The organism is Campylobacter sp. RKI_CA19_01121 (genome assembly GCF_025771295.1).
Classification (GTDB): Bacteria; Campylobacterota; Campylobacteria; order Campylobacterales; family Campylobacteraceae; genus Campylobacter_D.
The window spans coordinates 1-12,687 of the sequence record NZ_JAKMQA010000007.1 but is presented as its reverse complement, the minus strand read 5'-3'; the positions used below and the strand labels follow the sequence as shown (position 1 = coordinate 12,687).

Genomic DNA, 12,687 nt, shown 5'->3' with positions numbered 1-12,687 from the left:
TCTCCATTTTTATTGACAACCTTCACATTCTATAGTTCTATCAACCACATCATCATTTACTTTTTGACTATCAGGGCTTTCGCTTCTTAGATAATAAGTTGATTTAACACCTAATTCCCAAGCAAGTTGATAAATTTCATTTAAATATCCACCGCTTGCTTTATCTAAAGAAACAAAGATATTTAATGATTGACCTTGATCAATCCACTTACCACGAATCGCTGCTGCTTTTACTAAGATTTTTTGATCAAGCTCATAAGCAGGAGTATAATACTGCCAAGTATTAGCACTTAGATTTGGCACCACAGTTGGTATCATACCGCTTAAGTTTTGCTCAAACCATTTTCTTTTATATACAGGCTCAATTGTTTGAGTAGTACCTACTAAAATAGAGATAGAAGAAGTTGGCGCTATAGCCATTAAATAGCCATTTCTTATACCATCTCTTTTTAGTTTTTCTCTTAATTTTTCCCAATCACACTCACTTTGATCAAATAAACCTTCGCTTGCAGTAAGTTTTTTAGCATTTTCATTTGCTACATCAATTGGCACTATACCTTTACTCCAGTTTGATCCTTCAAAGTCAGGGTAGCTTCCTTTTTCTAAGGCTAAATTTGAGCTAGCTAAAATAGCCTCATAGCTAATCATTTCCATAATGCGATCAATTTTTTCAAAATGTTCATTAGAACCCCAATAAATTTGAGCTTCAGCTAGCATTTGCGCTTCACCCATTACACCAAGTCCTATAGCGCGTGATTTTAGGTTGGTATTTTTAACCTTTACATGGGGATAAAAATTTAAATCAATCACATTATCAAGCATTCTTATTGCCGTTGGCACTACTCTTTGGATGTCTTCTTTGGTATTGATTTTACTTAAATTTATACTTGCAAGATTACAAACTGCGGTTTTTCCTTCGTTTTTGTATTTTTCTACTATATAGACTTTTTTACCATTAATACTATCTAAAGTAGAAACTTTTTTAGCAAGCTTTTTATATCCTCCATCTATTGTAAGCTCTTCATCCTCATCTAAATGAAGTTCTGTTTTATCATCAAATACGATTTTGATTTGATAATAATTTGGTTCTGTATTTTGAAAAATTTCTGTACATAAATTTGAACTTCTTATAATTCCTGCATGGGAATTTGGATTTGTTCTATTTGCACTATCTTTAAAACACAAAAATGGCAAGCCACTTTCAAAATAAGATAAAAGTATTTTTTTCCAAAGCTCTTTTGCATCAACAATTTCTTTGACTATGCTTTCATCTTTTTCAAATTCTTCATATTTTTTCTCAAATTCTTCACCGTATAAATCGCATAAACTTGCCGTATCAGCAGGATCAAAAAGCGTCCATTTATCATTTGCTCTTACTCTTTTCATGAATAAATCATTAATCCACAAAGCAGGGAAAAGTTCATGTGCTCTTCTTCTTTCTTCACCTGAGTTTTTACGCAAATCTAAAAAGTCATTAATATCCATATGCCAAGGTTCAATATATACAGCAATTGCACCTTTTCTAGTACCAAGTTGATCAACAGCTACTGCTATATCATTGGTAATTTTTAAAAATGGTATGATCCCACCTGCTGCGTTTTTATGCCCATCTATGCTTCCGCCCATAGCACGCACCTTAGACCAATCCCAGCCTATACCACCACCAAATTTAGATAAAAGTGCCATTTCTTGATAAGAATCAAAAATCCCTTCTATATTATCAGGCGTGCTTCCTATATAACATGAACTTAATTGATGTCTTGTGGTTCTTGCATTTGAAAGGGTTGGAGTTGCAAGCATTACTTCAAAAGTTGAGATTAAATCATAAAATTTCTTAGCCCAAGTTTGAGAATCTAACTCATTTTGCGCTAAAAACATCGCAATAGCCATAAACATTTGTTGTGGTAATTCTATAGGCATACCCTTAGAATCTTTAATCAAATATCTATCATATAAAGTTTTTATACCAAGATAAGTAAATTGCAAATCGCGTTCTGGCTTGATATATGCATTAAGATCATCTAAATCATATTTTTCTTTTAAGCCAATTAAAATCCTACCTTCTTTTTCACCTTTTTCAAGGTATTCTCTTAAATGTTTATAACCACTATAACCACTTACTTTTTTATACAAATCATATAAAAATAATCTTGCAGCAACAAAGGTCCAATTAGGTCTATCAATATCTATTTTATCTACTGCTGTTTTTATAAGAGTTTGTTGGATTTCTTCTGTTGTTATGCCATCACGAAATTGAATTTTTGCATCTACTTCAAGCTCACTTTGGCTAACATTTTCTAAATTTGCCACCGCATCAGTGGTATATTTTTTAATTTTAGAAACATCTAACTCTTCAGTTCTACCATTTCTTTTTAATACTTTCACTCACAACCCCTAGTTTATTATTTAAAAGTTCTTGCAAATATTTTGTCTACATTTTTTGTGTAGTAGTTATAGTCAAAGCAATTTCTAATATCTGCTTCACTTAAAGACTTTTTCAAATCCTCATCAGCTAATAAAGCTAGCAAAAACAAACTCTCGCCTTTTTCATTTAAAGCAGGCTTACCATTTTGCAAATCAGCCCAAACTTTCATAGCATTTCTTTGAACGATTTTATAAGCTTCTTCTCTGCTTATACCTTTAAATGGAAGTTCAAGCAACACTCTTTGAGAAAATACAAGTCCTCCGGTTAAATTTAAATTTTTCATCATATTTTCTGGATATACCAAAAGCTTTTCTATCACACCACATAATCTTGAAAGCATAAAATCAGTCGTGATAAAAGCATCAGGTAATACAAATCTTTCTACACTAGAATGTGATATATCTCTTTCGTGCCACAATGCTACATTTTCTAAAGCAGGTGTTACATAAGCTCTTATCATCCTACAAAGACCAGTAATATTTTCACTCAAAACAGGATTTCTTTTATGAGGCATAGCTGAGCTTCCTTTTTGTCCTTGAGAAAAATATTCTTCAGCTTCATATACTTCTGTTCTTTGAAAATGGCGGATAGCAACAGCGATTTGCTCACAACTTGAAGCTAAAATAGCTAAAGCCGAGATAACTTGTGCGTAACGATCTCTTTGTATGACTTGGTTTGAAACTGGTGCTGACTTTAAATCTAAATTTTTACAAACTTCTTCTTCAAATTCAAGCGGAGCATGAGCAAAATTTCCCATAGCACCGCTGATTTTTCCATAGCTAATCACTTCTTTTGCATGAATGATTAAATCTTTTGCATGAACTAGCGAATCATACCAAATAGCCAAAACCAAACCAAAAGTTATAGGCTCTCCATGAATTCCATGACTTCTTCCTACCATTAAGGTGTTTTTATGCTCATACGCTCTTGTTTTAATCGCTGCTAAAACTTGATCTAAATCTTGCAAGATTAGTTCTAAACTATCTTTAATCTGCAAAGCAATTGCAGTATCAATACAATCTGAACTTGTCATCGCATAATGCACAAAACGACTTTCCTCGCCTAAACTTTCACTTACACTAGTTAAAAAAGCGATAACATCATGTTTGGTAGTTTTTTCTATCTCATCTATTCTTGCTATATCAAATTTTGCATTTTTTATAATTTTTTCACAATCATCATCTTTAATAAGACCAAGTTTATTCCACGCTTTCACAGCAGCTAATTCCACTTTTAACCATGCGTCATATTTTGCTTGCATGTCCCATTTTTTAGCCATGATTTCTCTACTATATCTTTCAACCATTTTCAAGACCTTTTTTTATATAATTTTTATGAAAAAAAATAGTTTGAATTCTATTATAAATTACCTAAGAAAGTTATTAAATGGCATATATAAAAAAGAAACTAGCAAATAATGGAAAAAAGGCATTTAGACTACTTATGGATGAGTTAAAAATCTCTATGCGTGAAGCACAAAAACTCATTGATAAAAAAAGACTATTTTGCAATGGAAATTTGGTAGAAGAAAAAAACAAATTTTTAGATGGTTTAGTAGAATTAATCGTATATGAAAATAACCCCAAAGGATTAGAAATAGTTTTTGAAAATGAAGATTTTGCCATCGTAGAAAAACCAAGTGGAGTGCTAACTCATCCTAATGGACGCAATTGCACTTATAGTCTTTGTGATGAAATTTGGCATTTATGGGGTGAAAAAGCTTGCGTGGCTCATAGACTAGATAAAGAAACAAGCGGACTTTTACTCATAGCAAAACATAAAAATGCACAAATTGAGTTAAAAACTATATTTGAAAAAAGATTAGTTCAAAAAAGCTATCTTGCTCTAGTAAAAGGAAAAACTGAAAAAGAATTTATAGTAGATAAAAGCATGAATTTAGCTAAAGACTATGATGCAGTCAAAACTAGGATGCAAATTTGTGAAAATGGCAAAGAAGCTTTAACGCAATTTTACACTTTGGAATATTTTGAAAATTTAGATGCCAGTTTAATTTTAGCTAAACCTCTAACAGGAAGACAACACCAAATAAGACTACATTTGTTTCATGTGAAACATAAAATTTTAGGTGAACCTTTATATGGTTTAGAAAAAACACAAATAGAGCAAATATTAGATGGAAAAATGAGTGATATCGAAAGAGCTCAAATCACAGGTGCTAAAAGACTGCTTTTACACTCTTTTAGCTTAGAATTTACATATAAAAATCAAAAATTTTTGATACAATCTCAAAAAGATATAAAAGATGAGTTTTTGAAAAATTTATATTAATCTTTTTCTAATTTTAAAACTTTATCAGTTTGGATTGCAATTGGAATTTTTTTGATAGGCTGACTAAAATCTCTACAATAATCACAAGATTTATAAAAATCTTGAGAATAAAATTCAAAAAATCTTTCTTTAGAATCCTCTAAATTTAAAAAATCGCCATTAAATTCTTCAAGCCCTTTTAAACGTGACAAAGAACTTGATATAGGGCAAACAAAAATAGCTCCTTTAGGTGCTAATTGTTTATTTTCTAAGCCCTCAGATGTCATCAAACTTACACATGACATTTGACAATTATAATAATTTTTAATTATATCTTCTTTGCTTCTACCGCGCTTGTAAATTTTATCTATATCATACCAATAATCTATTGTATTATAAGAAAACGCTATATTATTTTTCTTAAGCTTACTCAAAATACTCTCTTGTTTTAAAGGTATTTTTAAATTTGGTGATTTTCTATAATCTGAAATACTTATTTTTCTTGCTTTTTTTGATTTTTTAAATCTCAAAATCAAATCTTCTTTAAAGTCTATTGTTGCATTAGTTAAAATATCAAAAGTTAGTATTTTCTTTTGAGTATCTAAATAATCAATCAATTGCGGTAAATCTTTAAACAACAAAGGTTCTCCACCTATAATTCTAACTCTTGCGATAGAATCTACCTTAGATAAAAGTAGTTCCAATGATTCTATAATGCCCTCTAAAGTACAAGCATATTGATTTGATGGTGAAAAATATTGCATCAAATTATTGCATGACTCACAGCGCAAAGTGCATCTTGTAGTTAAAACTAATTCTAAATAAGGAATATCCACTTTACCTTCTAAAACTCTCTTTTCGAAGTATTTTTTCAAATAAAATTTTTTCATCAAAGCAGCATAAGGAACTTTAAAAATTCTAGCAATTCCTCTTTTGCCATTTAAATACGAAAAATACCAAGAAATATTTGGCTTTATATATCTATTTTGAAATAATTGGTTTTCTAATAATTGTTTTTTATCTATCATTATTTTTCCCTTCATTTTTTAATACATAAATAATCCCACCAAGTCCTATGATCACCACTATGCTTATAAAAATAAGCTGAGCTATATCTAAAAAAGTCATTGTTTACTCTGCCTTTCTTTAAGCTGTCCGCATGCAGCTGAAATATCAAGTCCTTTACTTTCTCTTATCGTGCAAGTAACACCTTTTGCACTTAAATAATCTTGAAATTTAACCGCATTTTCAACACTTGGTCTTTTATATAAACTTCCTTCGTGTGGATTAAAAAGTATTAAATTTACTTTAGCTTTTATACCATTTAAGAGCTTGACTAGTTCTTTTGCATGTTCTATTTTATCATTTATCCCATCAATTAAAAGATATTCAAACATCACTCTTTTGCGCTGATCTATAGGAAAATTTCTCACCGCTTCCATAATACTTGCTATATTATAAGCTTTATTAATAGGCATTAATTCACTTCTAAGCTCATCATTTACAGCATGGAGCGAAATAGCCAAAAGTACACCTAAATTCATTTCTCCAAGCTCTTTAATCTGTTTTGCTAAACCGCTAGTGCTTATAGTTTGTCTTCTAGGGCTTATCGCTAAAGCATCATTATCGGCTAAAATTTTAACTGCCTTAGAAACATTTTTAAGATTATCCAAAGGTTCTCCCATACCCATATAGACTATATTAACCCTTCTTTCATAAGGTATATTATTATGTTTTTTAATCCATAAAATTTGTCCTACTATTTCTCCTGCAGTCAAATTTCTTTTCAAACCACCTTTAGCAGTCAGACAAAAACTACACCCACTTTTGCACCCTACTTGAGAGGAAACGCAAATGGTATATCTTGCATGTTTGATGATTTTTCCATTTTCATCTACAAGTTCTTCTTTCATTGGTAGCAAAACAGCTTCTATTTTTTTACCATCTAAAAGTTCAAAAAGATATTTTATACTACCATCTTTGCTTTTTTCATCTTTCACACATTTTAGAGGTGAAAAATGAAAATTTTCTTGCAAGTACACTCTAAAATCTTTTGGCAAAGACGACATTTGTAAAAAATCATCTGTATATTTTTTATACACCCATTCAAAAATTTGCTTTGCTCTAAATTTTGGCTGGACTAAATTTTCTAATTCTTCTTTAGTAAAATCTAATATATTTTTTAATTCACTCAATTTTTTTCCTATATAAGTTTTTTATCCAACAAAAAATCTTTTAATAATTCTTTTGCATTTTGATGGTTTTTTAAAAAATCCTCATGTGCAAATTCATTACAAAAATTTGTCGCACATAAATAACAAATTCCTTCTATCTCTTGCATTTTTGCACAAGAAAGCACTGCGTATGCTTCCATATTTTCTATATGTACACCCCTTTTAAAAAATTCTTGGGCGATATTTTCATCTTTACAAATATAATTTGAAGAATTAATCATAGTTTCATGTGAAACATTTAATCTAATCTCATTTGCTATAGGCGTATAAAAACTATCAAATAAATCTGCGTATTCTAAATTCGCTGCGTTAGAACTTTCATAAATATCTAAAATTTTTCCTTCTTGGTAAATTCCACATGTACCTATAAAAATCACTCTATCTACTTTTACTTGACTTAAAATTTTACCTAAAGAAAAAGCAGAATTAACTAAACCTATGCCAATACTTTGTGCAAATTTAAAATCTTCATTTCCTCCTGCACATACTATAAGATTTTTCAAAAATTAACCTTTATAAAAAATAATTCAAATTTTATCTAATTAGCGCTTAAAATAATGCTATAATTAATATTTTTTAGATAAAATAAATTTATGATAAAAGCAAAAAAACATTTTGGGCAAAATTTTTTATGTGATAAAAGCGTGGTAGATAAAATCATCCAAGCCATACCCAAAGATACTAAAAATATAGTTGAGATTGGGCCTGGCTTAGGTGATTTAACGCAAGAACTTTTGAAAATCCCACAAGCTCATATTAGAGCTTATGAGATTGATAAAGATTTGATTCCTATTTTAAATAAAAAATTTCAAAATGAGATTGAAGGTGGAAATTTTGAGCTTATTCATCAAAATGCAAGTGATGCTTTTGATCAAGGAAGTTTAAGCGATAAAGAGTACTTTTTGGTAGCAAATTTACCATATTATATTGCTACAAATTTGATTTTAAAAGCCCTAGAAGATCAAAATTGTCTTGGGCTTATAGTAATGGTGCAAAAAGAAGTGGCACAGAAATTTTGTGCAAATGAAAAAGAAAGTAATTTTTCGGCTTTAGGGGTGCTTTGTGCATTGATATGCCAAAGACAAATGCTTTTTGATATACAACCACAAAGCTTTAATCCTCCACCAAAAGTTACTTCAGCTGTAATGAAGTTAATAAAAACTACTCATTATCAGCAAAAATGTGAAAATATAGAAGCTTTTAAAGAATTTCTTAGAGCTTGTTTTCAAAATCCTAGAAAACAACTCTTATCTAATTTTAAAAATAAAAAAGAAAAAATTCTAAAAGCATTTGAAGCACTAAATCTCTCTTCTACCTCAAGAGCTCATGAAATTAGCGTTGATTCATACCTTAAAATTTATGACTATTTAAAGGATGACTATGAGCGAAGAAAACAAAACTCAAGAGCAAAACAAAACTAAAAGATTTAATAAATTCAGAAACAAAAGAAAAAAAGATTCACAAAATCAAGATCAAAATAGTGAAACTAAAAACGGGACAAAAATAGAAAATACTCAAACTGAAGCTAGTGAAGAAAAAAAGAAAAAGAAAAAAAATAGAAATTTACCTTCTAAATTAAGTGGTAATGAAGAATGGCAAATAGAACTTGCCAAAAGCATAGAAGCTAATAAAATTATGCACGAGCTAAGACTCCACCCTTTAAAACACAACAACTCAAGCGAACATAAAATTCGTATTACACCTTTGGGTGGACTTGGAGAAATCGGTGGAAATATCACTGTTTTTGAAACCAACAACGATGCGATTATCGTTGATATAGGTATGAGTTTTCCAGATGGAACCATGCATGGAGTAGATATTATCATACCTGATTTTGACTATGTAAGAAAAATTAAAAATAAAATTCGTGCTATCATCATCACTCATGCTCATGAAGATCACATCGGTGCTGTGCCGTATTTTTTCAAAGAATTTCAATTTCCTATCTACGCAACACCTTTGGCACTAGGCATGATTTCAAATAAATTTGAAGAACATGGTTTAAAAGCTGAGCGTAAATGGTTTAGACCTATAACAAAAAGACAAATTTATGAAATAGGTGAATTTAACTTAGAATGGATTCACATAACCCACTCTATCATCGATGCTTGTGCTTTGGCTATTAAAACTAAAGCAGGAACCATCATACACACTGGCGATTTTAAAATAGATCAAACACCAATTGATGGCTATCCAACGGATTTAAGTCGTTTAGCTCAATATGGCGAAGAAGGCGTGCTTTGTCTTTTAAGTGATAGCACAAATTCATATAAAGAGGGTTATACAAAAAGTGAAAGCTCCGTAGGACCTACTTTTGATCAAATTTTTGCCAAAACTAAAGGCAGGGTGATCATGAGCACCTTTAGTTCTAATATCCACCGCGTATATCAAGCTATTAGCTATGGTTTAAAATACGGCAGAAAAGTATGTGTTATAGGGCGTTCTATGGAAAGAAATCTCTATACCACTATGGAACTTGGCTATATCAAACTTGATAGAAAAATTTTCATTGACGCTGATGAAGTAAGCAAATACAAAGACAACGAAGTGCTAATTGTCACCACAGGAAGTCAAGGTGAGACCATGAGTGCTTTATATAGAATGGCTACAGATGAGCATAAATTTATCAAAATCAAACCTAGTGATCAAATTATCATTTCAGCTAAAGCAATACCAGGTAATGAAGCAAATGTTTCTGCTGTGCTTGATTTTCTTTTAAAAGCAGGGGCTAAAGTAGCTTATCAAGAATTTAGCGAAATCCATGTAAGCGGACATGCTAGTATAGAAGAGCAAAAACTCATGCTAACTTTGGTAAAACCTAAATTTTTCTTACCAGTGCATGGAGAGTATAATCATATCAATAAACACAAAGAAACCGCTCTAAAATGTGGCATACCTGAAAGAAACATCTACTTAATGAGCGATGGGGATCAAGTAGAGCTTTGCCAAAAATACATCAAACGCGTAAAAACAGTTAAAACAGGAAAAGTCTTTGTAGATAATCAAATCAACAAACAAATCGCAGATGATGTGGTAATTGATAGACAAAAACTAGCAGATAGTGGCATAGTTGTCATCATCGCCCAGCTTGATAAAGCAAGTAAAACACTAATTAATAAACCAAGAGTATTTAGCTATGGCTTGGTAGCTGATAAACAAGATGGAGCATTCTCAAAAGAAATGAGTGATGTTTTAAGTCAATTTTTCCCAAATGTAAAAGATGAAATTTTAGATAATCCAAAAGTTTTAGAAGCTCAAATTAGACAAGTACTAAGAAAACATATTTTTAGAAAAATCAAAAAATATCCAACCATAGTACCAACTATTTTTGTAATGTAAAGAAAAATTATGAGAATTAATAAATTCATCTCACATAATAGCAAATACTCTCGCCGTGAGGCTGATGAGCTAATCAAGCAAGGCTTAGTAAAAATCAATAAAAAAACAGCCTTACTAAGTGATAGTGTAAATGCTGAAGATAAAGTTTTTATCAATGGTAAAAAACTCCATAAAAAAACACAATTTTCAGTCATTATTTATCACAAACAAAAAGGTGAAATAGTTAGTAAAAAAGATGATAGAGGTAGAAAAACCATCTATCATACCCTGCCAAAACAATTTAGCACTTGGCTTAGCGTGGGAAGGCTTGACTTTGCAAGCGAGGGATTGCTTTTGTTAACTGATTCACCTGTGATAGCAGATGCGCTTATGCATAGTGATTTAGAAAGAGAATATTACCTAAAAGTAAAAGGTAATATAGATAAAAATGTTATCGAAGCAATGCAAAATGGCTTAGAAATTCAAAATGAAAAAAAAGGAGCTCATGCTAAAACTAAAATAACCTCAATGAGTTTTGCTCCATTTTTAGGCTTTGAAATTTTTGGCTCAAGTGGTGGCTATACAAAGCTAAAAGTAATCATTAATGAAGGTAAAAATAGAGAACTAAGACGCTTTTTTGGGCATTTTGATTTAGAAGTGATGGATCTTAAAAGAGTAGCTTTTGGAGCATTAGATCTTGGTATGTTAAAAGCAGGAAAATATCGTTATTTGGAAAATGGTGAGTACGAAAAACTACGCGATTTTTTAAAGTCAAATAATATAAAATATTAAATTCACATTATTTCCACAAAGAATTTTTATAATTTTTCAAAATATTTAAAAAAGGAAAAATTAATGAAAATTCTAACTACTCTTTTTAGTGCAATTATGGTTTTTATTGCAGTCACACATGAAGAAACTCTTGCGGAAAAATTAGAAAATCAATGTCAAGATCAAAAATCTTGCATAGTAAAAGCCATGAATATGATTAATTGATACTTTAAAATTACTTAAATTAATTAAATTTTAATTTTAATCTTGTATAATTAGCAATTTAATTTATATAAAAAAGGAAAATTATGGCAAACCATAAATCTGCTGAAAAAAGAGCAAGACAAACTATCAAAAGAACTGAAAGAAATAGATTTTATAGAACAAGATTAAAAAACATTACAAAAGCGGTTCGCGAAGCAGCAGCAAACAATGACAAAGAAGCTGCACAAAATGCACTAAAAGTAGCTAATAAAAGCATTCACGCTATGGTAAGCCGTGGATTTTTGAAAAAACAAACTGCATCACGCCGTGTGAGTAGATTAGCATTATTGGTAAATAAATTAGCATAATTTTTAATGTTAGCTGATAAACTCAAACCTTTTTTAACACGCTTTGATGAGCTAAATACTCTTCTTAGCGATGTTAATATCTCTAATGATATTTCTAAAATGACAGCTCTATCTAAAGAGCAAAAGAATTTAGAACCCATAGTAGAAAAAGCAAAAGAATACCTTAAAACTTTAGATGAAATCGAAGAAAATAAAATTCTTTTATCTGATGCAGAACTAGGGGAGCTTGCAAAAGAAGAGCTTAAAAATCTCGAAGTCTTAAAGCCACAACTTGAAGAAGAATTAAAAATTCTTTTATTACCTAAAGATCCAAACGATGATAAAAATATATTTTTAGAAATTCGTGCTGGAACAGGAGGAGATGAAGCTTCTTTATTTGTTGGGGACTTAGTAAAAGCCTACATACGCTATGCTGAAAATCGTGATTACAAATACGAAATCGTAAGTTCTAGCGAGGGTAGTGTAGGGGGATTTAAAGAAATTATCATTCTCATCAAAGGAAATGGAGCTTATTCAAGGCTAAAATACGAAGGTGGAACGCACAGAGTTCAAAGAGTACCTGAAACAGAATCTCAAGGTAGAGTTCATACTTCAGCTATTACAGTGGCTATTATGCCAGAAGTTGATGATGTTGAAATTCAAATCAATTCAAGTGATTTAAAAATCGATGTAATGCGTAGTAGTGGTCATGGAGGACAAAGCGTTAATACCACAGATAGTGCTGTAAGAATCACTCATATTCCAACAGGTATAGTTGTAGTAAATCAAGATGGCAAAAGCCAACACAAAAACAAAGAAAGTGCTATGAAAGTCTTAAAAGCAAGACTTTTTGAAATGCAAGAACAAGAACGCTTAGCAAAAGAAAGCCAGGCAAGAAAATCTCAAGTTGGAAGCGGTGATAGAAGCGAACGCATACGCACTTATAATTTCCCTCAAAATAGAATTAGCGATCATAGAATAAATCTTACTTTATATAGACTTGATGCGATTTTGGAAGGTGGTCTTTTTGATGAGATCATCGAGCCATTAATCGCTTATTACCAAGCAGAAGCTTTAAAACAAGAAAATTTATAATTTCGTATTTATCACAAACAACTAA

Annotated in this window: 13 protein-coding genes; 7 read left to right on the top strand and 6 right to left on the bottom strand. The window is 30.8% G+C overall.

The window, feature by feature from the left end:
* Positions 1 to 9: 9 nt before the first annotated feature.
* Both L8T90_RS04640 and purB read right to left on the bottom strand, forming a co-directional pair.
* The gene (locus L8T90_RS04640; protein WP_263663691.1) at positions 10 to 2,385 is read right to left on the bottom strand and encodes a ribonucleoside-diphosphate reductase subunit alpha; all 2,376 of its coding nucleotides are present in this window, start codon (positions 2,383 to 2,385) and stop codon (positions 10 to 12) included.
* Positions 2,386 to 2,402: 17 nt separating this feature from the next.
* Complete coding sequence (gene purB / locus L8T90_RS04635; RefSeq protein ID WP_263736866.1) at positions 2,403 to 3,731, bottom strand: adenylosuccinate lyase; 1,329 nt, start codon at positions 3,729 to 3,731, stop codon at positions 2,403 to 2,405.
* An 80-nt stretch (positions 3,732 to 3,811) separates the two neighbouring features.
* On the opposite strand from purB, the gene L8T90_RS04630 reads away from it, so the two are divergent.
* The gene (locus L8T90_RS04630; protein WP_263736865.1) at positions 3,812 to 4,714 is read left to right on the top strand and encodes an RluA family pseudouridine synthase; all 903 of its coding nucleotides are present in this window, start codon (positions 3,812 to 3,814) and stop codon (positions 4,712 to 4,714) included.
* On the opposite strand, the gene L8T90_RS04625 is transcribed toward L8T90_RS04630, so the two are convergent.
* The 4 genes from L8T90_RS04625 to L8T90_RS04610 are packed head-to-tail and all read right to left on the bottom strand — an operon-like array spanning position 4,711 to position 7,430.
* Positions 4,711 to 5,721, bottom strand: a complete 1,011-nt coding sequence (locus tag L8T90_RS04625; protein WP_039627649.1) for a radical SAM domain-containing protein — start codon at positions 5,719 to 5,721, stop codon at positions 4,711 to 4,713. The genes L8T90_RS04630 and L8T90_RS04625 overlap by 4 nt on opposite strands.
* A complete protein-coding gene (locus L8T90_RS04620) occupies positions 5,711 to 5,821 on the bottom strand; it encodes a hypothetical protein (RefSeq protein WP_087699086.1) in 111 nt (36 codons plus the stop codon). The genes L8T90_RS04625 and L8T90_RS04620 overlap by 11 nt, the downstream gene beginning before the upstream one ends.
* Entirely contained in the window at positions 5,818 to 6,888 is a 1,071-nt protein-coding gene (rlmN, locus tag L8T90_RS04615) for a 23S rRNA (adenine(2503)-C(2))-methyltransferase RlmN (protein ID WP_263736864.1), read from the bottom strand. Before rlmN ends, L8T90_RS04620 begins: the two co-directional genes overlap by 4 nt.
* Before the next feature lie 8 nt (positions 6,889 to 6,896).
* Positions 6,897 to 7,430 (bottom strand): purine-nucleoside phosphorylase, encoded by a 534-nt coding sequence (locus L8T90_RS04610; protein ID WP_263679291.1) that lies wholly within the window; start codon positions 7,428 to 7,430, stop codon positions 6,897 to 6,899.
* 90 nt (positions 7,431 to 7,520) lie between these two features.
* On the opposite strand from L8T90_RS04610, the gene rsmA reads away from it, so the two are divergent.
* The 6 genes from rsmA (at position 7,521) to prfA (ending at position 12,662) form a co-directional block, all read left to right on the top strand.
* Positions 7,521 to 8,348 (top strand): 16S rRNA (adenine(1518)-N(6)/adenine(1519)-N(6))-dimethyltransferase RsmA, encoded by an 828-nt coding sequence (rsmA, locus tag L8T90_RS04605; RefSeq protein ID WP_263679292.1) that lies wholly within the window; start codon positions 7,521 to 7,523, stop codon positions 8,346 to 8,348.
* Complete coding sequence (locus tag L8T90_RS04600) at positions 8,308 to 10,266, top strand: ribonuclease J (RefSeq protein WP_263736863.1); 1,959 nt, start codon at positions 8,308 to 8,310, stop codon at positions 10,264 to 10,266. The genes rsmA and L8T90_RS04600 overlap by 41 nt, the downstream gene beginning before the upstream one ends.
* A gap of 9 nt (positions 10,267 to 10,275) precedes the next feature.
* Positions 10,276 to 11,037: a pseudouridine synthase gene (locus tag L8T90_RS04595; protein ID WP_263663684.1), complete on the top strand. Its 762-nt coding sequence runs from the start codon at positions 10,276 to 10,278 to the stop codon at positions 11,035 to 11,037.
* A 63-nt stretch (positions 11,038 to 11,100) separates the two neighbouring features.
* Positions 11,101 to 11,241 (top strand): hypothetical protein, encoded by a 141-nt coding sequence (locus L8T90_RS04590; protein ID WP_187153653.1) that lies wholly within the window; start codon positions 11,101 to 11,103, stop codon positions 11,239 to 11,241.
* An 83-nt stretch (positions 11,242 to 11,324) separates the two neighbouring features.
* Positions 11,325 to 11,588, top strand: coding sequence for a 30S ribosomal protein S20 (gene rpsT / locus L8T90_RS04585; RefSeq protein ID WP_039617063.1), 264 nt, complete (start codon positions 11,325 to 11,327; stop codon positions 11,586 to 11,588).
* A gap of 6 nt (positions 11,589 to 11,594) precedes the next feature.
* Positions 11,595 to 12,662 (top strand): peptide chain release factor 1, encoded by a 1,068-nt coding sequence (gene prfA, locus L8T90_RS04580; RefSeq protein WP_263736862.1) that lies wholly within the window; start codon positions 11,595 to 11,597, stop codon positions 12,660 to 12,662.
* Positions 12,663 to 12,687 lie beyond the last annotated feature (25 nt).